This window comes from Proluteimonas luteida (genome assembly GCF_021191695.1).
GTDB lineage: Bacteria > Pseudomonadota > Gammaproteobacteria > Xanthomonadales > Xanthomonadaceae > Luteimonas > Luteimonas luteida.
Genome location: NZ_JAIWPT010000001.1, coordinates 305946 through 327095, shown reverse-complemented (window position 1 = coordinate 327095; position 21150 = coordinate 305946). Strand labels below are relative to the sequence as shown.

General features: G+C 70.6%; 23 protein-coding genes and 1 tRNA gene. 10 read left to right on the top strand and 14 right to left on the bottom strand.

What is annotated here, in order from left to right:
- Window positions 1-148 precede the first annotated feature (148 nt).
- Window positions 149-1837, top strand: coding sequence for a DNA repair protein RecN (gene recN, locus LDO26_RS01415; RefSeq protein WP_232129282.1), 1689 nt, complete (start codon window positions 149-151; stop codon window positions 1835-1837).
- A gap of 199 nt (window positions 1838-2036) precedes the next feature.
- On the opposite strand, the gene fur is transcribed toward recN, so the two are convergent.
- Complete coding sequence (gene fur, locus LDO26_RS01410; protein ID WP_232129281.1) at window positions 2037-2441, bottom strand: ferric iron uptake transcriptional regulator; 405 nt, start codon at window positions 2439-2441, stop codon at window positions 2037-2039.
- Between the two features lie 126 nt (window positions 2442-2567).
- Here fur and LDO26_RS01405 point away from each other — a divergent pair, with 126 nt between their 5' ends.
- Complete coding sequence (locus LDO26_RS01405) at window positions 2568-2948, top strand: outer membrane protein assembly factor BamE (protein ID WP_232129280.1); 381 nt, start codon at window positions 2568-2570, stop codon at window positions 2946-2948.
- A gap of 53 nt (window positions 2949-3001) precedes the next feature.
- Here the strand turns inward: LDO26_RS01405 and LDO26_RS01400 are convergent, their stop codons facing one another.
- Together LDO26_RS01400 and LDO26_RS01395 are read right to left on the bottom strand one after the other, a co-directional pair.
- On the bottom strand, window positions 3002-3283 hold the full coding sequence (locus tag LDO26_RS01400; protein ID WP_232129279.1) for an RnfH family protein: 282 nt from the start codon (window positions 3281-3283) through the stop codon (window positions 3002-3004).
- 20 nt (window positions 3284-3303) lie between these two features.
- Window positions 3304-3735 (bottom strand): type II toxin-antitoxin system RatA family toxin, encoded by a 432-nt coding sequence (locus tag LDO26_RS01395; RefSeq protein WP_232129278.1) that lies wholly within the window; start codon window positions 3733-3735, stop codon window positions 3304-3306.
- A 38-nt stretch (window positions 3736-3773) separates the two neighbouring features.
- Between LDO26_RS01395 and smpB the strand changes: the two genes are divergently transcribed.
- Complete coding sequence (smpB, locus tag LDO26_RS01390) at window positions 3774-4268, top strand: SsrA-binding protein SmpB (protein WP_232129277.1); 495 nt, start codon at window positions 3774-3776, stop codon at window positions 4266-4268.
- A 27-nt stretch (window positions 4269-4295) separates the two neighbouring features.
- Here the strand turns inward: smpB and LDO26_RS01385 are convergent, their stop codons facing one another.
- From LDO26_RS01385 to LDO26_RS01370, 4 genes are all read right to left on the bottom strand, one after another.
- The gene (locus LDO26_RS01385) at window positions 4296-6521 is read right to left on the bottom strand and encodes a CHASE domain-containing protein (RefSeq protein ID WP_232129276.1); all 2226 of its coding nucleotides are present in this window, start codon (window positions 6519-6521) and stop codon (window positions 4296-4298) included.
- A 136-nt stretch (window positions 6522-6657) separates the two neighbouring features.
- The gene (locus tag LDO26_RS01380) at window positions 6658-7206 is read right to left on the bottom strand and encodes a hypothetical protein (protein ID WP_232129275.1); all 549 of its coding nucleotides are present in this window, start codon (window positions 7204-7206) and stop codon (window positions 6658-6660) included.
- Window positions 7203-8498 carry a DUF3500 domain-containing protein gene (locus tag LDO26_RS01375; RefSeq protein ID WP_232129274.1) on the bottom strand — a complete coding sequence of 432 codons (1296 nt, stop codon included), beginning with the start codon at window positions 8496-8498 and terminating at the stop codon, window positions 7203-7205. Before LDO26_RS01375 ends, LDO26_RS01380 begins: the two co-directional genes overlap by 4 nt.
- Before the next feature lie 78 nt (window positions 8499-8576).
- Window positions 8577-8666, bottom strand: a tRNA-Ser gene (locus tag LDO26_RS01370).
- 50 nt (window positions 8667-8716) lie between these two features.
- Between LDO26_RS01370 and LDO26_RS01365 the strand changes: the two genes are divergently transcribed.
- Entirely contained in the window at window positions 8717-8992 is a 276-nt protein-coding gene (locus LDO26_RS01365; RefSeq protein ID WP_232129273.1) for a hypothetical protein, read from the top strand.
- Between the two features lie 246 nt (window positions 8993-9238).
- On the opposite strand, the gene LDO26_RS01360 is transcribed toward LDO26_RS01365, so the two are convergent.
- A complete protein-coding gene (locus LDO26_RS01360; RefSeq protein ID WP_232129272.1) occupies window positions 9239-10240 on the bottom strand; it encodes a LysR family transcriptional regulator in 1002 nt (333 codons plus the stop codon).
- Between the two features lie 91 nt (window positions 10241-10331).
- Window positions 10332-11612, bottom strand: coding sequence for a serine--tRNA ligase (serS, locus tag LDO26_RS01355; protein WP_232129396.1), 1281 nt, complete (start codon window positions 11610-11612; stop codon window positions 10332-10334).
- Between the two features lie 127 nt (window positions 11613-11739).
- Here serS and LDO26_RS01350 point away from each other — a divergent pair, with 127 nt between their 5' ends.
- Window positions 11740-12402, top strand: a complete 663-nt coding sequence (locus LDO26_RS01350) for an energy transducer TonB (protein ID WP_232129271.1) — start codon at window positions 11740-11742, stop codon at window positions 12400-12402.
- An 85-nt stretch (window positions 12403-12487) separates the two neighbouring features.
- The gene (locus LDO26_RS01345; RefSeq protein ID WP_232129270.1) at window positions 12488-13051 is read left to right on the top strand and encodes an energy transducer TonB; all 564 of its coding nucleotides are present in this window, start codon (window positions 12488-12490) and stop codon (window positions 13049-13051) included.
- A 100-nt stretch (window positions 13052-13151) separates the two neighbouring features.
- Here the strand turns inward: LDO26_RS01345 and aroA are convergent, their stop codons facing one another.
- The 3 genes from aroA to serC form a co-directional block, all read right to left on the bottom strand.
- The gene (gene aroA / locus LDO26_RS01340; RefSeq protein WP_232129269.1) at window positions 13152-14471 is read right to left on the bottom strand and encodes a 3-phosphoshikimate 1-carboxyvinyltransferase; all 1320 of its coding nucleotides are present in this window, start codon (window positions 14469-14471) and stop codon (window positions 13152-13154) included.
- Window positions 14468-15664 carry a prephenate dehydratase gene (gene pheA / locus LDO26_RS01335; RefSeq protein WP_232129268.1) on the bottom strand — a complete coding sequence of 399 codons (1197 nt, stop codon included), beginning with the start codon at window positions 15662-15664 and terminating at the stop codon, window positions 14468-14470. Before pheA ends, aroA begins: the two co-directional genes overlap by 4 nt.
- Before the next feature lie 170 nt (window positions 15665-15834).
- The gene (serC, locus tag LDO26_RS01330; protein WP_232129267.1) at window positions 15835-16932 is read right to left on the bottom strand and encodes a 3-phosphoserine/phosphohydroxythreonine transaminase; all 1098 of its coding nucleotides are present in this window, start codon (window positions 16930-16932) and stop codon (window positions 15835-15837) included.
- Between the two features lie 130 nt (window positions 16933-17062).
- Here serC and msrP point away from each other — a divergent pair, with 130 nt between their 5' ends.
- Together msrP and msrQ are read left to right on the top strand one after the other, a co-directional pair.
- Complete coding sequence (gene msrP / locus LDO26_RS01325) at window positions 17063-18031, top strand: protein-methionine-sulfoxide reductase catalytic subunit MsrP (RefSeq protein ID WP_232129266.1); 969 nt, start codon at window positions 17063-17065, stop codon at window positions 18029-18031.
- Between the two features lie 75 nt (window positions 18032-18106).
- Window positions 18107-18724, top strand: coding sequence for a protein-methionine-sulfoxide reductase heme-binding subunit MsrQ (gene msrQ, locus LDO26_RS01320; RefSeq protein ID WP_232129395.1), 618 nt, complete (start codon window positions 18107-18109; stop codon window positions 18722-18724).
- 111 nt (window positions 18725-18835) lie between these two features.
- On the opposite strand, the gene LDO26_RS18270 is transcribed toward msrQ, so the two are convergent.
- Window positions 18836-18982, bottom strand: coding sequence for an SHOCT domain-containing protein (locus LDO26_RS18270; RefSeq protein ID WP_435594006.1), 147 nt, complete (start codon window positions 18980-18982; stop codon window positions 18836-18838).
- Window positions 18983-19124: 142 nt separating this feature from the next.
- The gene (locus LDO26_RS01315) at window positions 19125-19925 is read right to left on the bottom strand and encodes an FHA domain-containing protein (protein WP_232129265.1); all 801 of its coding nucleotides are present in this window, start codon (window positions 19923-19925) and stop codon (window positions 19125-19127) included.
- Window positions 19926-20000: 75 nt separating this feature from the next.
- On the opposite strand from LDO26_RS01315, the gene LDO26_RS01310 reads away from it, so the two are divergent.
- Both LDO26_RS01310 and LDO26_RS01305 read left to right on the top strand, forming a co-directional pair.
- A complete protein-coding gene (locus tag LDO26_RS01310; protein WP_232129264.1) occupies window positions 20001-20273 on the top strand; it encodes a polyhydroxyalkanoic acid system family protein in 273 nt (90 codons plus the stop codon).
- Between the two features lie 234 nt (window positions 20274-20507).
- Window positions 20508-21134, top strand: a complete 627-nt coding sequence (locus LDO26_RS01305; RefSeq protein WP_305068815.1) for a phasin family protein — start codon at window positions 20508-20510, stop codon at window positions 21132-21134.
- Window positions 21135-21150 lie beyond the last annotated feature (16 nt).

Below are 21150 nucleotides of genomic sequence, written 5' to 3'. Positions count from 1 at the left end.
GCGTCGCCCCGCGCCCGGTGCGGTCTCGGCCGCTGCGACGCCGGTGGGTTATCCAGCGCCGCGCCGTCCCGCACCGCTCACCGTTCAATCCGGCGACACCCGCGTCCGGCTATCCGTCGCCGGTCCGCCGAGGCACAATCCGCAGCCGATGCTCACCCACCTCGCCATCCGAAATTTCGCCGTCGCCACCCGCTCCGACCTGGAGTTCGGCCCCGGCCTGACCGTCATCTCCGGCGAGACCGGCGCCGGCAAGTCGCTGCTGGTCGACGCGCTCGGCTTCCTGTCCGGGCAGCGCGCCGACAGCGGCATCGTCCGCCACGGCGCCGAGCGCGCGGAACTGCACGCCGAGTTCGCCCTCGACGACGCCGCGCCCGCGCTGCAATGGCTGCGCGACAACGAATTCGACGACGGCACGCCCGACAACGACATGTCCTGCCAGCTGCGCCGCACCCTGCGCGCCGACGGCGGCTCTCGCGCGTGGATCAACGGCCGGCCGGCGACGATCGGCCAGCTGGCGGAACTGGCCGGCCACCTGGTCGAGATCCATGGCCAGCACGAACATCAGGCGCTGCTGGCGAAATCCAGCCAGCTGGCGCTGCTCGACGCCCAGGCCGGGAACGCCCCCCTGCTCGCGCCGGTGCGCGCGGCGGCCGCTCGCTGGCGCGCGCTGCACGACGAACGCGAGACGCTGTCGCGGATCGGCGACGTCGGCGAGCGGCGCGACTGGCTGCGTCACCAGCTCGACGAACTGGACGGCGAGTCGCTGGAGGCCGGGGCGATCGCCGAGCTGCATGCCGCGCACCGCCGCCAGGCCAACGCCGCCGGCCTGATCGAGACGTGCGATGCCGCGCTGCTGCGGATGGGCGGCGACGACGCGGTCGGCCTGCCGCAGGCACTGCAGGGGCTGCGCAACGACCTGAACCGGATGCGCACGCACGAGCCGCGGCTCGGCGAGGTCGACGCGATGCTCGACGCCGCCGCGATCCAGCTCGACGAGGCCACCCGGCTGCTCGGCCAGGTGCGCGACGACCTCGACATCGACCCCGGCCAGCTCGACGAACTGGAACGCCGGCTCAGCCGGCTGCACGAACTCGCGCGCAAGCACCGGGTCACGCCGGAGGAACTGGGCGAAGTGCAGGCGCGGCTGGCCGGCGAACTCGAACAGCTCGACGGCATGGACGAGCGCCTGCGCCGGCTCGACGGCGACATCGCCGCCGCCGCCGCGGACTGGCGCCGCGCCGCGGACGCGCTGGGCAAGGCGCGCGCGAAGGCCGCCAGGGCACTGTCGAAGGCCACCACCGCGCTGATCCACGAACTGGGCATGGGCGGCGGCACGTTCGAGGTCGCGCTGGAGCCGGTCGACGGCGACCGCCCCGACCCGCAGGGCGCCGAACGCGTCGAGTTCCTGGTCTCGGCCAACGCAGGGCAGCCGCCGCGGCCATTGCGCAAGGTCGCCTCCGGCGGCGAGCTGTCGCGCATCTCGCTGGCGATCGAGGTCGCCGCGCTCGGCCACGACGCGGTGCCGACGATGGTCTTCGACGAGGTCGACTCCGGCATCGGCGGTGCGGTCGCCGACATCGTCGGCCGCAAGCTGCGCGCGCTCGGCGACAGCCGCCAGGTCCTGTGCGTCACCCACCTGCCGCAGGTCGCCGCCAAGGGCCATGCGCATTACCGCGTGCACAAGACCACCCGGGACGGCACCACCGAAAGCCTGGTCACGCGCCTGGCCTCCGGTGAACGCACGGAGGAACTGGCGCGGATGCTCGGTGGCGTGGACGTCAGCAAGGAAGCGCGCGCGGCGGCGCGCAAGCTGCTGGAGAGCCTGGATTCGCGATGATGCTTCGCCCAGGTCCGGGCATGTGGCCCTGAACCCGTAGGTCGGCCCCACGCGGCCGACGCGCACGGCACCCAGGGCATGCGGCGTCGGGGGCGTGGCCCCGACCTACGGCCTGCAGGCGATCTTCGATTGCGCGCGGGTCACCGTCTCACGCGTGGTAAACCACGCCCGCGGGGCCGGGCCCGCGACTGCAACCCGATCAGCGCTTCTTGCGGACGTAGAGCACCAGCGAGTGTTCTTCGAGGATGTAGCCGTGCGCCTCGGCGATCTGCCGCTGCAGTTCCTCGATCTCGGCGCTTTCGAACTCGATGATCTTGCCGGTGTCCACGTCGACCATGTGGTCGTGGTGGCCGCCGCGGTCGAGTTCATAGACGGCGTGGCCGCCTTCGAAATTGTGCTTGAGCACGAGGCCGGCGGCCTCGAACTGGGTCAGCACGCGGTAGACCGTCGCCAGGCCGATCTCGTCGCCCTGTTCCAGCAGCTGGCGGTAGATGTCCTCGGCCGTCATGTGCTGCCGCGGCGTGCGCTGCTCGAGCAGTTGCAGGATCCGCATCCGCGGGTGGGTGACCTTGAGTCCGGCCTTGCGCAGATCGAGCGATTCCATCACGTCTCCATTCGCCACACTGGCTGTTCACACATGGTTTAGCGCCAGCTGCCAGTCTCGCGGTTGCGGCGTGGCGCAGAGTGTATCATCGCCCGATCCTCGCATTCCCGGTCCCGCATTCCCGTCATGCAGAAGCTCATTCTCGTCGCCGCCCTCGCCCTCGTCACCAGCGGCTGCGGCATCGTCTACAAGCAGCCGATCTATCAGGGCAACCTGATCGACCAGTCGGCGGTCGAGCAGCTGCAGGCCGGCATGGGCAAGGCGCAGGTCGAGGCGCTGCTGGGCACCCCGTCGATCGCCGACCCGTTCCACCACCAGCGCTGGGACTACACCAGCAGCGAGCGCGTCGACCGTCGCGGCCGGACCGAGATCAAGACGTTCACCGTGTTCTTCGAGAACGACGCCGTGACCCGCTGGGAAGGCGAATACTTTCCCAAGCGCGACGAGGAACTGGCGGCGCAGATGCGCAAGTTCGGCAACCTGCCCAAGGAACGCGGCCGCCGCTGAGCGGCCGGGCGCCCCGCCCCGCCCCTGGCATGAACCGGAAAACGCCCTGTCCGTCAGGGCGTTTCGCGTTTCAGGGCCCGGCGCCGGCGGGCGTCCTTGGGATCGGCCTGCAGTGCCCGCAGCAGTTCCAGCCGGTCGCCGTCGCGCAGCACCGTCGCGGCCGTGGCGCGCACGCCGTACACCGCATGGCCGGCGATCAGCGCGTCGTCCGGCGCGCCGGTGCGTGCGCGCCAGGCGGCCAGCGCATCGGCCACCGTCGCCCCCGCCGGCAACTCGAACCGTTCGCACCGGTAGCGGTCGGGCCAGGCGAGGATCACCTCGATATGGATATGCATCGCCGTATCCGGAGCGGGGCTCAGGCCGATGCGCGCTCGGCCACGCGCACGAAATCGTCGACCATGCGGTCGGCCAGGCCCTGGAAGCCCAGGGTCAGCGCCGGCCGCAGCAGCCGGCTCTTCGGTTCGAACTCCAGCACCAGGGTGACCTTGCAGCCGTCCCCGCCCAGCGGATCGAAGGTCCAGCGGCCACTCAGCGCGCGGAACGGCCCATCGCGCAGCTGCATGTCGATCGCGTGCGGCGGATCCAGGGTGTTCTCGGTGGTGAACCAGGTACGCAGCGCGCCCAGCCCCAGGTCCAGACGCGCGACCACGCGCGAATCGCTGCTTTCCAGCACCTCGGCCGCCTCGCACCAGCCGAACCGCGCCGGATAGGCGGCGACGTCGTTGACCAGTGCGAACATGCGCTCCGGGGATTGCCCGACCAGGGCGCTACGTTCGATTCTGGGCATGGCTCGCTTGGCAGACCTGCTTCGGGGACAATGGCGGGATGAGCAAGAAGAGCGCCAAGGATAAAGGAAACAGCACCGGCACCATCGCGCTGAACAAGCGCGCGCGCCACGAATACCATCTGGAGGACCGCTACGAGGCCGGCCTGGCGCTGCAGGGCTGGGAACTGAAGGCGATCCGCGCGGGCCGCGCCAACATCGGCGAGAGCTACGCGATCATCCGCAATGGCGAACTGTTCCTGTTCGGCGCGCAGATCACCCCGCTGATCCAGGCCTCGACGCACGTCGTCGCCGACGCCCACCGCACGCGCAAGCTGCTGCTGCACCGGCGCGAGATCGACACCCTGGTCGGCCGCGTGCAGCGCGACGGCTACACCGTCGTGCCGACCGCGCTGTACTGGAAGGGCAACAAGATCAAGGCGGAGATCGCGCTGGCCAAGGGCAAGCAGAAGCACGACAAGCGCGATGCGGAACGGGACCGGGATTGGGCCCGCGACAAACAGCGGGTCATGCGGCGCCACAACAAGGACGCGTGACGGCGGCCAGACTGCGGCGGACCCGCCTCAGCCGCCCGGCGCGGCCTCGCCGCCCAGCGTGAAGCGGAACACCGCGCCCTCGCCCGGACGGCCGTCGGCCCAGATCCTGCCGCCGTGGCGCTCGACGATCCGCTTCACCGAGGCAAGACCCACCCCGTGGCCCTTGTATTCGTCCTCGCGGTGCAGGCGCTGGAACGGCCGGAACAGCTTGCCGGCGTAATCGGCGTTGAAGCCGGCGCCGTTGTCGCGGACGAAGAACACAGGCGCGCCATCGGCCCCGGCCTCGCAGCCAAGCTCGATGCGCGCATCCGCGGTCCCGGACGTGAACTTCCAGGCGTTGCCGATCAGGTTCTGCAGCAGGTTGCGGACCAGCGCGGCATCGCCGTCGGCCGTCAGTCCCGGCGCGATCACCACCTCGACCTCGCGCCCGGGCGCATCCTGGCGCAGTTCGCCCACCACTTCCTCCGCCAGGGCGCTGATGTCGAGCCGGGCGCGGGTGAACCCGCCGCGGGTGATCCGCGACATCGCCAGCAGCGCGTCGATCAGCGCGTCCATGCGATTGGCGGCGTTGCGCACGCGCGACAGGTAATCGCGGCCCTGCGCGTCGATGGCGTCGTGGTAGCGCTCGGACAGCAGCCGACCGAATCCCTCGATGCTGCGCAGCGGCGCGCGCAGGTCGTGCGAGACGATGTAGGCGAACGATTCGAGCTCGTGGTTGGCCTGGGTCAGCTCGCGGGTGCGCTGCTCGACGCGCGACTCCAGGGTGCGGTTGAGCGCATGCACCTGCGCCTCGGCACGCACGCGCTCGGTCACGTCCTCGACCTGCACCAGACGCACGACATCGCTGCCGTGCTCGCCGGGCAGCAGGGTCGAGGCCAGGTGCACTTCGCGGATGTCGCCGTCGCGCCGGCGCAGGCGGCGCGTGGTGCGATACACGCCTTCGCGCAGCGCCTGCTGCTCGCGTGTGCGGCCCGGCTCGTCGTTGCCGTCCACGAAATAGCGGTGAAACCATGTCCCGGTCAGCACCGCCTGGCTCACCCCGGCGATCTCCGCCATGGCCGGATTGGTTTCGGCGATCGCGCCGTTGCGGTCCAGCAGCACCATGCCGATCGCCGAATACTGCATCGCATTGCGGAACCGCTGCTCGCTGCGCCGGTAGGACGCGCTGAGCCGGTGCGCCAGGGTTTCGGCGCGAGATTGCGTGTGCGCCAGGGACAGCACCACCGCGAACAGCAGCACCGATGCCAGCACCCCGGCCAGCAGCGTGGCCTGCAGGTCGCGCATGCCGCTGCTCGACACCGGCGCCAGCCGCTGGAAATCGTAGCGCCAGCTGCGGCCGTACACCGTCTGGTCGATGCTGTGGACCACCCTGGCGCGGACGTCGTCGGCATGGGCGGCCGCATCCAGATAGCCGCTGGACGCGAGTACCGGCTGCTCGCTGCCATCGGCGGCGACATCGACGATCCGGAACGCAACGTCCGGACGCATGGGGATCGTCGAGCGGTCGAGGAACCCGTCGCTGCGGAACGGCGCATAGACCCAGCCCGAGATCGCCGCGTGCCTGGCTGCCATCGACTGCGGCTGCGGACCGCCGCGATAGACCGGCGCGTACATCAGCACACCGGGACTGCCGGTCGTGCCCGGCGCGTACAGCCGCACCGGCGCGCTGAGCCGCACCTCGCCGCTGTCCCGCGCCGCGTCCATCGCCGCCCGCCGCAGCGGATCGCTGTAACTGTCGAAGCCGATGATCCCGTGGCTGTCCGGTATCTCCGGTTCGAAGTAGACGACCACGCCGTAGTGGTCGCGCACGCCCCGCGGGGTGACGGTGAACAGCGTCCCGCTCTCCTCGCGCAGGCGCAGCTGCAGGGCCCGCAGCGCCGGCGGGTCCAGGTAGGCAACGAAGCCCAGGCCCATCAACCCCGGCAACCGTCGCTCGACGTCGAGGCCTTCGACATAGCCGCGCCACTGCCGCGCGACCTGGGATTCGACCGCTGCCCCGTGCAGGGCGACGCCGCCGCGCAGGCTCAATTCGTACTGCAGCAGGCGCTGGCGCACGAACTCGGCCAGTTGCTCGGCATCGGCAACGAAACTGGCCTCGGCCAGGCGCCGTTCGCGCTCGCTGGCGCCCTGGGCGTACAGCACGACCAGCAACAGGGAGCCGACAAGCACCAGTCCCGCCAGGACATGGCCGCGGCGGATGCGTCTGGCCCGCGCGACCAGTCGCGTCAACAGGGAATCGGCGGGGGCGGACATCGCGACAGCATACCGACCGCGCGCGACGCGTCGACAGTCCGGCCGGCGCGTGCGGCCGCGAAGCACGACACGTCGGCGACCCGGGCCCGACGCCGCCGCGGCGAAACGCAATGGCGTCGGAAAGATCCCATCGCGCTCAGATGCCCGGGCTCTCCAGCACGAAGTCCAGACGCCACGACGACTGGTCCGGGCTGCGGCGCTGGCCCAGGATGCGAACGGCCGGGTCGCGCGGCGCGAGCGCGTTGACGAGATGGACCGCGATGTCGCGCCGGTGCCGGTTCTCGAAGACCAGGCTGCGGGGGCCATCGGCGCGAGGCAGATCCGCCTCGAAATCCAGCAAGATCGTGGCTTCCCCCTGCCTCATCCGGGTGGCGTCGGCGAAGCGGGCGCCGGTCAGCCGCAAAGGCAATGGCGCGCCATCGGCCTCCAGATGCAGGTCCGCCTGCACGCCGGCCGCGTAATCGGCCCATTCCGCCTGCGACAGCACGCCGTTCCCGTCGCGGTCGATCCCGGCAATGACGGCATCCGCCACCTCGACGCCGGGCGTCAGGCGCAGGTGCAAAGCCACGCGGTCCGACGCCACGGCGACGGTCGCGGCCTGCAGGTATTCGTCCAGCCGATGCGCCTGCGCCGCCAGGGCCAGCGCGAACACGAACGCCGCAAGCAATGCCTTCGGCGCGGTCACGGCGCCGTGAACCGCTGCCCGTAATCGTTCGTCGGGTCGCGGTAGACGGTGTGGACATGCAGGGTCGGATCACCGCCCACGCCCTGCGGCGAGAATTCGATGAGCAACCGCGGCCCCTGGATGCGGTAGTAGGACGACCCGTTGTGCCCCGGCGCATGCGTGACCGGACCGCTCCATGCGAACCATGTCCGGTCCAGCCCGGCCTCGATCTCGGCCATGCGCGGCGCGGCATACGCGTCGTCGACGATCCCCGCCCATTCGCGGATCAGATCGAGCAGCATCGCGCGCTGCTCCGCCGTCATCTCCACGGCCTGCAGTCCCTCGGGGACGGGAATCCCGCCGTCGTGGCCGGGGCCGAAGACCAGGTCGCGGACGGCGTAGTCGAGGACCGCCTTGCCATGCTGCGTTCCGTCGAGCGCATCGAGCAATGCGAACGCCCGGTCGTTCTCGCCCGCCAGCACCCGCACGGTTTCACCGGCCTGGTCCGTGTAGACGGCAGGTTGCGCGCCGGTCAGCGTGGGCGTCGCCACGCCCTGCGCGCCCTTGATGACCACGTTCAGCCCGAGATGATGCGCACCGAACTGCAACATCCACGGTGCAGCCACACTAGGGGCACCGAACAGGCCGAGCGTGTAGTGGTCGGTGCCCGAGGCGTAGTTCGTCCCCGTCTCGTGCAGGGCCTGATCGGACCCCATGATGTCGAGCACCTTCCGGTACCCCGCCGGGCTGAGCACCGTTTCCAGCAGATGCAGCGCCGCCGCGCGCTGCGCCGCGGTCATCTCGCCGAGAGCGAGACCCGGACGCGGCACATCGCTGGCCGGATAGTTGGACCAGACGGCGGCGCCGTACTGCTCGCCCACGAAGCCCGGCATCGCCCCACCGGCCGGCGGTCCGCCGTTCGCCGGCTTGTCCTGCGCGCCCGCCGGCGGCGCTCCGCCGGGCGCTCGTCCGTCGTCCGCATTCCGTCCGCCGGGTCCGCCCTGCCGGGCGAATCGCGCCGCGACCGGCTTGGCGGTGGGGTCGAACGGGAACAGCACGGCGGTGCGCTGCGCGTCGTCGAGGGTTTCGAGAAACGCCGTCGCGGCGTCCACGACGGCCTGCGTGCGGGCCATCGCCACGTCGGGAACGGCATCCGGACCCGACTGCGCCAGGCTCGTCGAAGGCCACGGGACGAAGGCGACGAACGCCAGCACGAGAGCGGAGACGGAAAGAACGGCGCGCCCCTTCCGCGTGTCCCGGCGTCGTGCGACCGGAAACGGTCCTGGATGCGCGGTGGCGCCGGTCTTCTGCATGGGTCGTTCGCCCTTTGCTTCGTCCGCTGTTGCCTGACCCGTCCCACGCCTGTCCGCAAGCGGACGATCGGGGGAATCTGGCGGAGAGGGTGGGATTCGAACCCACGGAAGGTTTGACCCTTCGGCGGTTTTCAAGACCGCTGCCTTAAACCACTCGGCCACCTCTCCGATGTCACTGCATCTTCCAACCACGTCGCGCTGCGCGCGACGTCGGCGGTTTGACCATCGACCTGCGGTCGATGTTTCCTCCGGCCTGGGGCCTCCGGATCAAGACCGCTGCCTTGAACCACTCGGCCACCTCTCCGATGTCACTGCATCTTTCAACCACGCCGCGCTGCGCGCGACGCCGGCGGTTTGACCATCGACCTGCGGTCGATGTTTCCTCCGGCCTGCGGCCTCCGGATCAAGACCGCTGCCTTGAACCATTCGGCCACCTCTCCGATATCGCTGCATCTTCCAACCACGCCGCGCTGCGCGCGACGCCGGCGGTTTGACCATCGACCTGCGGTCGATGTTTCCTCCGGCCTGCGGCCTCCGGATCAAGACCGCTGCCTTGAACCACTCGGCCAACTCTTCGACAACTGCTTCACCGGCGGCACTGCTGCCGGCGAAACGGCCGCTATTGTCCAACAAGAGAAGGCCACGTGCGACCTCCGATCGGTTCGCCCAGTCACTGGCGTCGGGGGCGTTGCCCCGACCTACCGGGAATCGGCGAAGAAGATGATGTCCAGCCACTCGTCCTAGGCGCGGGCACGCGCCTGCGGCAGGCGTTCGATGGGTGCGCGCGCCGTGCCGCCGCCAGGCACCTGCTTCTCGCAGTTGCGGCAGTCGAGGCTGGATGCCTCGATCAGCGGCGGCAGCTTCTCGGCCAGGAAGTCGATGAACACCCGCACCGCTGGCAGCAGGCCGCGGCGCGAGGCGAAGACCGCGTGCGCGATGCCCTGCGGCAGGTGCCAGTCGGGCAACACGACTTCGAGCTCGCCATTGCGCACGGCTTCCGCGCACAGGGTCTCGGGCAGCATCGTCACGCCGAGGCCCTGCTTGGCGAGCGCCATCAGCATCGGGAAATCGAAGCCGGCCACGCGCGGCTTCAGCTCGACGCGGCGCACCGTGCCGTCGGCGCCCTGCAGGTCCCAGCGCTGCTTCACCTCGTCCTCGCCCATGCTCATCGTGGTGTGGTGTTCGAGGTCGTCGGGATCGGTCGGCCGGCCCATGCGGTCGAGATAGCCGGGACTGGCCACCAGCAGTTCCTGGATCTGGCCGAAGCTGCGCATCACCAGGCTGCCGTCGTCGTCGAGCTTGGAGCGCACGCGGATCGCGACGTCGAAGCCTTCGTTGATGACGTCGACGCGGCGGTTGCTGACGTGCAGCTGGATGCGCACCAGCGGATAGCGCGCGAGGAATTCGGGCAGCAGTTGCGGCACCGACTGCTGGGCGATGCTGACCGGCACGCTGACGCGGACCATGCCGCGCGGTTCGGCGCTGAGCCGGTCGACGACCTCGCGCGCGGCGGTGGCCTCGGCCAGCATCGACTGCGCATGCCGGAACACGCTCTGGCCGACGTCGGTGACGGCGAAGCGGCGCGTGGAGCGCTGCAGCAGGCGCACGCCGAGTTCGGTTTCCAGCTGGCTGATGCGCCGGCTCAGGCGCGACTTCGGGATGCCGAGCGCACGCTCGGCCGCGGCGAATCCGCCATGTTCGACCACCATGGCGAAGTAGTAGAGATCGTTGAGATCCTGCATGTCGGTGTCGCCATCAGAACAATAGCGTTGATTTCACCATTTTCATCCTACAAACGCAACGCGCTCCACCTGGGCCAGCGCGGGCGCGCCGTCAGACGATGCGGTCCGCGCCGCCCATGTACGGGCGCAGCGCCTCGGGCACGGCGATGCTGCCGTCGGCCTGCTGGTAGTTCTCCATCACCGCGATCAACGCGCGACCCACGGCGACGCCGGAACCGTTGAGCGTATGCGCCAGTTCCGGCTTGCCGGTCTCGGGATTGCGCCAGCGTGCCTGCATGCGGCGGGCCTGGAAATCGCCGCAGTTCGAGCACGACGAGATCTCGCGCCAGGTCTGCTGCGACGGCAGCCAGACTTCGAGGTCGTAGGTGCGGCGCGCGGAAAAGCCCATGTCGCCGCTGCACAGCAGCACCCTGCGGTACGGCAGGCCGAGCTTCTCCAGCACCGTCTCCGCGCACCGGGTCATGCGCTCGTGTTCGGTGTCGCTGTCGCCCGGGCGCGTCACCGACACCAGTTCGACCTTCTCGAACTGGTGCTGGCGGATCATGCCGCGGGTATCGCGGCCGTGGCTGCCGGCCTCGGAACGGAAGCACAGCGAGTGCGCGCTCATCCGCAGCGGCAGGCGTTCGGCCTCGACGATGCTGTCGCGCACGGTATTGGTCAGCGGCACTTCGGCGGTGGGGATGAGATAGCGGGTCTCCTCGCCGAACGGGGTGGCGAACAGGTCGTCGGCGAATTTCGGCAACTGGCCGGTGCCGTACAGGCTGTCGGCGTTGACGATCAGCGGCACGCTGGTCTCCTCGTAGCCGTGCTCGCCGGTGTGCAGGTCCAGCATGAACTGCGCGAGCGCACGGTGCAGCCGCGCCAGCTGTCCGCGCAGCACGGTGAAGCGCGCGCCGCTGAGCCTGGCAGCGGTCTCGGCGTCGAGCCAGCCGTGCCGCGCGCCCAGTTCGACGTGGTCGCGGACTTCGAAATCGAACGTGCGCGGGGTACCCCAGCGCGACTGTTCGACGTTGTCGTTCTCGTCCTTGCCGACGGGCACGCCGGGATCGGGCAGGTTCGGCACGCCGGACACGATGCCCTCGATGTCGGCCTTGATCTCCTCCAGCCGTGCCTCGCTGGCCTTGAGTTCGTCGCCGAAACCGGCGACCTCGGCCAGCAGCGGCGCAACGTCCTCGCCCCGGGCCTTGGCCTGGCCAATCGCCTTGCTGCGGGTGTTGCGCAGGTTCTGCAGTTCCTGGGTCCGCACCTGGATCTGCTTGCGCTCGGCCTCCAGCGACTCGATACGCGCGACCGGCAGGTCGAATCCGCGGCTGGCACGCAACTGCGCGGCGGTGTCGGCGAGGTGGTGGCGCAGCAGGTTCGGGTCGAGCATGGGATTGGACATCGAAGCGGGACGAGCCGGCATTATCGCCCGACTCGTACATGACCGGGCACGCCGCCCCGCGCCGGCGCCGCGCGATGCCTGTGCCAGAATGCCGCCTCGCCTGCCGGAAGCCACCATGCCCGATTCGTCAGCGGCGTCGCCTTGGCGCAAGACCCTCGCCCCGTTCCTGCCGACGCGGCGCGCGTGGCTGTCGATCGCGGTCGCCTGCGCGGCCGGCGTGCTGCTGTTCGCGTTGTTGTGGCTGGGCAAGCGCGGCGACGCGGTCGACGCCGACGCAGACGTCGCGTCCGAAGGCCCGCCGGGCCGCGCGCTGGCACCGCTGCCCGCGCCGCTGCCGGCCGCGCTCGAAGGTATCGACGAGGTCGACACCGCCCCGCCGCCGGGGACACCGGTGCGCATCGACGCGCATGTCGCGCCTGCCGCGCCTGCGCAGGCACCGCCATTGGCGTCGGCCGATACATCGGCGCCCACGCCCGCGCCCGGCGTCGACACCCCGGCCACCGGCGACCGCGACCCGCGGCCGATCTCGTCACCGCCCCCGTCCTATCCGCGTGCGGCGATGCGTCGCGGCGAAGCCGGCGAGGTGCTGCTGCGCGTGCATGTCGGTGCCAATGGCCGCACGACGGCCGTCGACGTGGTCCGCAGCAGCCAGTCGGCGCGCCTGGACCGCGCCGCGACCGCGGCGGTACAGCGCTGGCGCTTCGAGCCCGCGATCCGTGGCGGCCAGGCAGTCGCCGGCGAGGTGCTGGTGCCGTTCGAATTCACTCCGCCGCGCTGAGCGCAGCACCCGGACCGGCCGTAACGCGTCCTCCACGCAGCATGTGGAAGGCTCGACGCTCCCGTTCAGCTTGGAGGGTGCGGTCATGAACGATCCGATCCAGCGTCCCGTCGATCCACCGCCGCCACACGACGTGCCACCGCACGACGAGCCGCCACGCAAGGGCGTCAACCCGCTGCTGTGGATCCTGCTGCTGATCGTGCTGGTGGCCCTGGGCTGGTACTTCCTGAGCCAGCGCGAGGCGACCACCACCCAGGCCCCGCTCCCGGATGTCCCGGTGATCGGTGACGGTCAGGCGCCGCCCCCCGAACCCGAGCCCGGTACCGCGACCCGGCCGTCCACGCCGGCGCCTGCGACGCGCCCTGCGGTGCCCGCCGACCGCGAGGCCAGCCCGGTCGACTCACCCGAGCCGACCTATCCGCCGGCCGCAGCGCGCAGCCGGGAACAGGGCACGGTGATCCTGCTGGTGCAGGTCGACGCCGACGGCAGTGCCACCGACGTCACCATCGAAACCCGCAGCGGTTCGCGCGACCTCGACCGTGCGGCAGTCGATGCGGTGCGCAAGTGGACGTTCCAGCCGGCAATCGAGGGCGGCAAGCCGGTCGCCTCGGCGGTGCGGGTACCGGTGGATTTCAAACTCGACCCGTAACCGGCGCGCAGCCCGGGTAAACGAACGCGGGGCCGGTCGCATACAGGGCAGGCTCCGGCCCGCCGGTTCCGGCACGCGACGGGTCGGGACCCGGCTCCGATCAGGCCCCGGCGTCGATCCGCAGCGCAAGGCCGGCTGTGTCGGCCAGGCGCTCGAAATCCGGGAACGAGGTCGCGACATTGGCGGTGTCGCGGATCCGCACCTCGCCGTCGGCCCGTTGCGCGGCCACCGCGAACGCCATCGCGATGCGGTGGTCGCCATGGCTGTCGACCGTGCCCGGGCCGAAGCCGCTGCCGCCGGCGATCGTGGCGCCGTCGGGCGCCTCGTCGATGGTGACGCCGAGCGCGCGCAGGCCCGCGGCCATCGTCGCGATGCGGTCCGATTCCTTGACCCGCAGTTCCTCGGCGCCGGTCACGCGGGTCTCGCCTTCGGCGCAGGCCGCGGCCACGAACAGCACCGGGAACTCGTCGATCATGTCCGGTACGTGCGCCTCCGGCACCTGGATGCCGCGCAGCGGCGCATGCCGCACGCGCAGGTCCGCCACGGGCTCGCCGCCCTGCTCGCCCGGGTTCGATTCGACGATGTCCGCGCCCATCAGCCGCAGCACGTGCAGCAGCCCGGTGCGGCGCGGATTCATGCCGACCTGCTTCAACAGCAGGTCGGAGCCCGGCACCAGCGTCGCGGCGACGAGGAAGAACGCCGCCGACGAGAAGTCCGCCGGCACCCGCACGTCGGTCGCGCGCAGGCGATGGCCGCCGCTGAGCCGGGCGATGCCGGGCGAAAATTCGATGGGCCATCCGAACGCGGCCAGCATGCGCTCGGTGTAGTCGCGCGTGGGCCTGGGCTCGCGCACGATGGTCTCGCCCTGCGCATACAGCCCGGCCAGCAGCAGCGCGGACTTGACCTGCGCGCTGGCCAGCACGTTGTCGAAATCGAGGCCCGACAGCACGGTTCCGCCATGGATCCGCAGCGGCGGCACCCCGCCTTCGCCGGTATCGATGCGCGCGCCCATGCGCGCCAGCGGCCCGGTCACGCGCCGCATCGGCCGCTTCGACAGCGACGCGTCGCCGACCAGCGTGCTGTCGAAGCCCTGGCCGGCCAGCAATCCGGCCAGCAGGCGCATGCCGGTGCCGGCGTTGCCGCAGTCCAGCGCGCCGGCCGGCGCGCGCAGGCCGTCGATGCCGGCGCCGTGGACGATGCGCACGCCCGGCCCGGGCGCGTCGATGCGCACGCCCAGCGTGCGGAAGATCGCCTCGGTGGCGCGGGCGTCCTCGCCTTCGAGGAAACCGTCGATGCGCGAGACGCCGTCGGCCAGCGAGGCCAGCATGATCGCGCGGTGCGAGACCGACTTGTCGCCGGGCACCAGCACCTCGCCGCGCAGCGGCCGGCCGCGCGCGGCGATCCAGTCGCGCGTACTCATGGCACCGCGACCGGGTAGGACCCGAGCACGCGCACTTCGCCGGCGAACGCGTCGATCTCGCCGAGCGCATCCTTCAACGGCGATTCGTCGACATGGCCGTTGACCTCGATGAAGAACGCGTACTGCCACAACGCACCGTGCGCCGGCCGCGACTCGATGCGGTTCATGCTGATGTCGCGCCGCGCCAGCGGCTCGAGGATGCGGTACAGCGCGCCGGGCTGGTCGCGGATGAACACCATCAGCGAGGTGCGGTCGTTGCCCGAAGGCGGGAATGACGCGCGGCCGATGACCAGGAAGCGCGTGGTGTTGTCGCTGCGATCCTCGATCGGCCCGGCGATGACCTGCATGCCGTAGACGTGCGCGGCGGTCTCGCCGGCGATCGCCGCGGCATCGTCGGACTTCTTGGCCCGGCGCACGGCCTCGGCGTTGCTGACCACCGCCAGTTTCTCCACGCCCGGCAGGTTCTCGCGCAGCCAGCCCTTGCACTGCGCCAGCGACAGGCCGTGCGAGTACACGCGTTCGATGTCCTCGATGTGGCCGGTGCGCGACAGCAGGTACTGGTGCACGCGCAGTTCGACCTCGCCGCAGATCTTCAGCGGCGAAGTCAGGAACATGTCCAGCGTCGACTGGATCGTGCCCTGCCCCGAGTTCTCGACCGGCACCACGCCGAAATCGGCGTTGCCGGCGGCGACCTCGTCGAACACCTCCTCGATGCTGACCAGCGGCAGGCCCTTGGCCGAGTGGCCGAAATGCTTGTGCACGGCCTGCTGCGAGAAGGTGCCCTCGGGGCCGAGGTAGCCGATCTTCAGCGGTTCCTGCTGGGCCAGGCACGCGGACATGATCTCGCGGAACAGCCGCACCAGCACCTCGTCCGACAATGGCCCGGCATTGCGGTCGACGACCCGGCGCAGCACCTGCGCCTCGCGCTCTGGGCGGTAGTAGTCGACCGCGGCGGCCAGCTTGCCCTTGGCCTTGCCGACCTGGCGCGCGAACAGCGCGCGCTCGGCGATCAGCGACTGGATCTCGCGGTCGATGCCGTCGATCTGCGCGCGGACGGCGTCGAGGTCGGGTTTGCGGGCACCGGCGGGGGCCGCGGCCTTTGTCGTGGCGGCCTTTACCGTGGCGGCCTTTGCCGTGGCGGCCTTTGCCGTGGCCGGCTTCTCTGCGGCGCTCTTCTTCGGCTTGTCAGCCATCGACATCACTCTCGGATCTGTTCGTGGATACGGACGTACGGCCTGCTTGCGGGGAACCGATGCCGTCCATGGCGCAGCAACGACGCATGTCCAGGCCCCGGCCCGGCCATCCATGGCCGGGCGTTCGCGGCCACTGCCGATGCCGGAAGGCATCGGCTACGCGTGGCCGCTCACCCATGGCGCTGCTGGAAATCCTGCATGTAGGCGACCAGGGCGCGGACGCCGTCGACCGGCATCGCGTTGTAGATCGAGGCGCGCATGCCGCCCAGCACGCGGTGGCCCTTGAGGCCGATCAGGCCGGCCTCGCGGGCGCCGGACAGGAACGCGTCGTTCTGCGCCTCGTCGGCGAGGAAGAATGGCACGTTCATGCGCGAGCGCACCGCGGCGTCGACATCGTTGCGGTAGAACCCGCCCGAGGCGTCGATCGCGCCGTACAGCAGTGCGGACTTCTCGTCGCTGCGGCGGTCGAACTCGGCGGTGCCGCCCTCGTCGAGCATCCAGCGGAACACCAGCCCGGCGAGATACCAGTTCCAGGTCGGCGGCGTGTTGAGCATCGACTCGTTCGCCGCCTGCAGGGCGTAGGTGAACATGTCGGCGCGCGGCTGGCCGGCACGCTCCAGCAAGTCGCGGCGCACGATCACCACCGAGATGCCGACCGGGCCGAGGTTCTTCTGCGCGCCGGCATAGATCACGCCGTAGCGCGAGATGTCGATCGGTTCCGAGGCGATGCTGGAACTGAAGTCGGCGAACAGCGGCACGTCGCCGGTGTCGGGCGCGGTCTCGCCCCAGGCCGGGCGGAACTCGACGCCGTGGATGGTCTCGTTGGCGGTGATGTGCACGTAGGCGGCGCCCGGCGTCAGGCGCCAGGTCTCGCGCGCGGGGATGGTGCGGTAGCCGTCGCCGCTGTCGGCGGCGATGTTGAGCGCCAGCGCGGGCGTGAGCTGCCGGAGCGCGGTGCGGCCCCAGTGCCCGGTGATCACGTAGTCGACGGTCTGCCCCGCGGAGGCGAAGTTCAGCGCGATCAGCGCCTGCTGGGTGGTCGCGCCGCCGGGCAGGAACAGCACCGCGTAGTCGTCCGGGATCGCCAGCAGCGTGCGCAGGTCGGCCTCGGCCGCGTGCGCCACCTGCATGAACTCGGGCCCGCGATGGCTCATCTCGACGATCGACGCGCCCGCGTCGCCCCATTCCAGCATGTCGGCCTGGGCCTGTCGCAACACGCTTTCGGGAAGGGCCGCCGGGCCCGGGGCGAAGTTGTACGCACGCGTCATTGCCGACTCCAGTCACGGCTTGCAGGGCCGGCAAGTATGCCGCAGCGCCGCAACCTTGACGCGCCTGCAATGGTTGCGGTGGCAACGTATGCGCTGTGGTATCGATCGGTACCCGCCACGGAGCTCCCCCATGTCATTGCGCGACGCACTCCGCATCCGCGGTTCGGAAATCACCGCCGAAGCCGTCCACCGCGACCGGCGCCGGCTGCTCGCCGCACTGGCCGCGACGCCGGCCCTGGGCCTGGCGGGCTGCGCCGACGCCGAGCCGCCGCCCCCCAGCGCTGCGCCGGTCAGCGCGGCGCAGGCGCGCGCGGGCTTCCGTACCGACGAGGAACCGACCCGCTACGAGGACATCACCACCTACAACAACTTCTACGAGTTCGGCACCGGCAAGTCCGACCCGTCACGGGCGGCGAAGACGCTGCGCACCTCGCCCTGGCACGTGGCCGTCGGCGGCGAGTGCGCCAAGCCGGGTCGCGTCGCGCTCAACGACCTGCTGCGCGGGTTGGCGCAGGAGGAGCGCATCTACCGCCTGCGCTGCGTCGAGGGCTGGTCGATGGTGATCCCGTGGCTCGGGGTACCGCTGGCCGCCGTGCTGCGCCGGTTCGAGCCGAACGCCAACGCGAAATTCGTCGCCTTCACCACGCTGGCCGACCGCGAGCAGATGCCGGGCATCCGCTTCCGCTCGATCCGCTGGCCCTACCGCGAGGGGCTGCGCATCGACGAGGCGATGCATCCGCTGGCGTTCCTGGCCACCGGCCTGTACGGCAAACCGCTGCCGCAGCAGAACGGCGCGCCGCTGCGACTGGTGGTGCCGTGGAAGTACGGCTTCAAGAGCATCAAGTCGATCGTCGCGATCGATTTCGTCGAGCGCATGCCGCCGACCGCATGGAACCAGCTGCAGCCGTCGGAATACGGCTTCTTCAGCAACGTCAATCCGGAGGTCAACCACCCGCGCTGGAGCCAGAAGACCGAGCGCCGCATCGCCGGCACCGGCAACAAGCTGATCGCCAACCGCATCGCCACCCGCCCGTTCAACGGCTATGCCGAGCAGGTCGCCTCGCTCTACAGCGGCATGGACCTGCGCCGGTGGTACTGAGCAATGGCAACGCGGCCGGTCCACCGCACCGACGACGCCCGTGTGCGCGTGACGCCGCCGCGCACGCCGCCCGGCATCGTCGCCACGAAGGTGCTGCTGCACCTGCTGGCGCTCGCGCCGCTGGCCTGGCTCGGCTGGCGGGTCTGGCAGGTCGCAGGCGGCAGCGACATCGATGCGCTCGGCGCGGAACCGGTGGTGGCGATCGAGCACGAACTCGGCATCTGGGCGCTGCGCATCCTGCTGCTGACGCTGGCGATCACCCCGCTGCGCCAGCTGACCGGGCAGACGGCGCTGCTGCGCTTCCGGCGCATGCTCGGCCTGTATGCGTTCGCCTATGCCAGCCTGCATTTCGCGACGTGGCTGGCGCTCGACCTCGGCGCCGACCTGTCGCAGGTGCTGACCGAGATCGCGCGCCGGCCCTTCATCACCGTCGGCTTCCTCGCCTGGCTGCTGCTGGTGCCGCTGGCGGCGACCTCGACCCGCGGCTGGATGCGCCGGCTCGGACGCAACTGGGCACGCCTGCACCGGCTGGTCTACGCGATCGCGGCGCTCGCGGTGCTGCACTTCTGGTGGATCGTGAAATCCGACTGGCGCGAGCCGGCGCTGTATGCGGCGATCCTCGCCCTGCTGCTGGGCTGGCGGCTGTGGCATGCGCTGCGCAGGCGCCGGGAAGTCCGGCGCCTCTCCCCGTAGGCGCGGCCCCTGGCCGCGAACGGGCCTGCGCGACCTGGGTTGGGGATCGCGCCCACGGGGCCCTGCGGTGGCGGACCGGTTGCAGCCCGGACGCTTCCTGCCGCCGTCGCGCTAAATCGAAGCGAGGATCGCCGCGCGGCGTTCGGCATGCTCCGCGGCCGTGATCGCGCCATCGGCGAGCAGCCGATCGAGCGCCTGCAGGCGGGCCTCGACCGTCGCAGGCGCTTGCGATGCCGGTCTCCGCGCGCGTTGGAGCACTCAGAAAATGCCCGCGATCACCACGATCAGGACGCCGACCGCGATCATGATCACGAGACCGTGCCAGATGCTGAATCCACCCATCGATGTTCTCCTGAAGATGCAGAGTCGGCGCGCTCGCCACCGCGACCGGAATGCCCGTTCAGCCGGCGCCGAACAGCAGCAGCAGCGCCAGCAGCCCGGCCAGCAGCAGCGCGGCCAGCAACAGCCACGGCAGGCGCAGTGCGCCGCCGCGGCGGGACGACGGCACATGGCGGCGATCGTCGCCGGCCGGTTCCGGCGCCGGCAGGAAGGCGGTGATCGCGCGCGACGGCGCCTCGACGACGAAGCGATGGTGGGCGTCGAACACCACCTGGTCGCCGGCCTGCAGCACCGCGTCGCGGACCGTCTCGCCGTTGACCACGCTGCCCTCGGCCGAGTCCAGGTCGATCAGTTGCACTAAAGGACCGACGCGCTCGAGCCGCGCGTGCCGGTCGGCGAAGGCCGGGTCGTCGATGTGGATGTCGGCATCGGCGTGGCGGCCGACCAGCACCGGGCGGTCGAGGATGAAACTGCGGCCGTGGTGATGCCCGCCCACGCCCCGCAGCACGATCCTCGGGTCTCCAGCCGGGGGCGCGACATCGACCTGCATGGGAGCGAACTGCGCCGCGACCGGCAGCGGCGCGACCAGGCGCAGCTCGTAGCCGTCGACATAGACCGCATCGCCGGTGCGCAGCATCGCCAGGCGTCGCACCTGGCGGCCATTGACGTGCACGCCGGGCACGCCCTCGCTGACATTGAGCCAGACGCCGCGGCGGTCGACGCAGAAGCACACCAGCACCGGCTGCTCCTCGTCCACGGGCACCAGTGCCCCGTCCTCGTCGCGTCCGATGCGATGCATGCCGATGTCCAGCGGCAGGTCGGGTTGTCCAGGCGCGGGGAAGCGCAGCTTCAGTGCGTTCATGCCGCGGCAATCTAGCACGACATCCACACACCGGTTGCCGCAGAATGCGCGCCAGACTTCCACAGGAACCCGCACATGGCCGGCATCGACATCACCCACCCGCACGCGCTGCCGAAGGACGAGGCCCGCACCGCCGTCGAAGCGGTGGCGAAGAAGCTCTCCGAACGTTTCGACCTCGATTACGGCTGGGATGGCGACGTGCTGAACTTCAACCGGTCCGGCGTCGACGGCCAGATCGCGCTGCTGCCCGAAAGCCTGCGCGTGACCGCGAAACTCGGTTTCCTGCTGTCGGCCATGCAGGGCCCGATCGAAGCGGAGATCCGCCGCGTGCTGCAGGACAAATTCTGAAGCACCGGCTTTCCGGTTCTTCCCCGATTTCCCGGATTGCCCCGATCGCAGGTCGGGGCAATGCCCCGACGCCGGAACGCCGGTCAAGCCGCGCCGGACCGGCAGGATGGGACTGGAGCGATCGCGGCCCGTGCGCCAGCGGGGGCGACCTGTACGCGCATGACGCTGCGAAATCGCTGGACGTGGCAACGAAACTGTGGCATGTCGATTCCACATCCCAAGTGGAGTACGCGAATGGCCAAGTCCAGCAAGACCGCGAAGAAGTCCACCACGTCCCGCACCACCGGCGGCGGGAAGTCCACGGCGGAAACCGCCGCGCAACTGTCCAAGTCGCTCAGCACGTCCGCGCAGCAGATCTGGCTGGCCGGCCTGGGCGCGTTCGGCCGTGCCCAGGCCGAGGGCACGCGCCTGTTCGAGAGTCTGGTCAAGGAAGGCGTGGGCCTGGAGAAGACCACGCGCGACATCGCCGGCAGCCAGGCCAACGAGATCCGTGGCGCCGTCGAGAGCCGTGTCGACCAGGCGCGCGAGCGCGCCACCGAAACCTGGGACCGGCTGGAAAGAGCCTTCGACGAACGCGTGCAGAGCGCGCTGGTCAAGCTCGGCGTGCCGGTCCGCGACGACGTCAGGGAACTCGGTGCGAGGGTCGACGCGCTGACCGCGCAACTCGCCCGCGCGACCGGCAAGCCGGCCGCGCCCAGGACCGCGGCGAAGAAAGCTGCCGGCAGGAAAACCGCTGCCAGGAAGGCGCCGGCGAAGAAGGCCCCCGCCAGCAAGACGGTCGCGAAGAAGACGGCGAAGACGGCAACCCGCAAGGCGCCTGCGCGCAAGCGCACGGCGGCGGCCACGACCACACCGGGCTGAGACGCCCGCTTGGCCT

What these genes read in the sequence shown, in the direction of transcription:
- recN (WP_232129282.1), top strand. Translation starts at nt 149, where the DNA reads ATGCTCACCCACCTCGCCATCCGAAATTTCGCCGTCGCCACCCGCTCC.
- smpB (WP_232129277.1), top strand. Translation starts at nt 3,774, where the DNA reads ATGAGCAAGAAGAGCGCCAAGGATAAAGGAAACAGCACCGGCACCATC.
- fur (WP_232129281.1), bottom strand. Translation starts at nt 2,441, where the DNA reads ATGGAATCGCTCGATCTGCGCAAGGCCGGACTCAAGGTCACCCACCCG.
- LDO26_RS01315 (WP_232129265.1), bottom strand. Translation starts at nt 19,925, where the DNA reads ATGAACGCACTGAAGCTGCGCTTCCCCGCGCCTGGACAACCCGACCTG.
- LDO26_RS01395 (WP_232129278.1), bottom strand. Translation starts at nt 3,735, where the DNA reads ATGCCCAGAATCGAACGTAGCGCCCTGGTCGGGCAATCCCCGGAGCGC.
- pheA (WP_232129268.1), bottom strand. Translation starts at nt 15,664, where the DNA reads ATGGCTGACAAGCCGAAGAAGAGCGCCGCAGAGAAGCCGGCCACGGCA.
- LDO26_RS01305 (WP_305068815.1), top strand. Translation starts at nt 20,508, where the DNA reads ATGGCCAAGTCCAGCAAGACCGCGAAGAAGTCCACCACGTCCCGCACC.
- msrP (WP_232129266.1), top strand. Translation starts at nt 17,063, where the DNA reads ATGTCATTGCGCGACGCACTCCGCATCCGCGGTTCGGAAATCACCGCC.
- serS (WP_232129396.1), bottom strand. Translation starts at nt 11,612, where the DNA reads ATGCTCGACCCGAACCTGCTGCGCCACCACCTCGCCGACACCGCCGCG.
- LDO26_RS01400 (WP_232129279.1), bottom strand. Translation starts at nt 3,283, where the DNA reads ATGCATATCCATATCGAGGTGATCCTCGCCTGGCCCGACCGCTACCGG.
- LDO26_RS01385 (WP_232129276.1), bottom strand. Translation starts at nt 6,521, where the DNA reads ATGTCCGCCCCCGCCGATTCCCTGTTGACGCGACTGGTCGCGCGGGCC.
- LDO26_RS01350 (WP_232129271.1), top strand. Translation starts at nt 11,740, where the DNA reads ATGCCCGATTCGTCAGCGGCGTCGCCTTGGCGCAAGACCCTCGCCCCG.
- LDO26_RS01345 (WP_232129270.1), top strand. Translation starts at nt 12,488, where the DNA reads ATGAACGATCCGATCCAGCGTCCCGTCGATCCACCGCCGCCACACGAC.
- LDO26_RS01310 (WP_232129264.1), top strand. Translation starts at nt 20,001, where the DNA reads ATGGCCGGCATCGACATCACCCACCCGCACGCGCTGCCGAAGGACGAG.
- LDO26_RS01375 (WP_232129274.1), bottom strand. Translation starts at nt 8,498, where the DNA reads ATGCAGAAGACCGGCGCCACCGCGCATCCAGGACCGTTTCCGGTCGCA.
- LDO26_RS01360 (WP_232129272.1), bottom strand. Translation starts at nt 10,240, where the DNA reads ATGCAGGATCTCAACGATCTCTACTACTTCGCCATGGTGGTCGAACAT.
- LDO26_RS01405 (WP_232129280.1), top strand. Translation starts at nt 2,568, where the DNA reads ATGCAGAAGCTCATTCTCGTCGCCGCCCTCGCCCTCGTCACCAGCGGC.
- aroA (WP_232129269.1), bottom strand. Translation starts at nt 14,471, where the DNA reads ATGAGTACGCGCGACTGGATCGCCGCGCGCGGCCGGCCGCTGCGCGGC.
- serC (WP_232129267.1), bottom strand. Translation starts at nt 16,932, where the DNA reads ATGACGCGTGCGTACAACTTCGCCCCGGGCCCGGCGGCCCTTCCCGAA.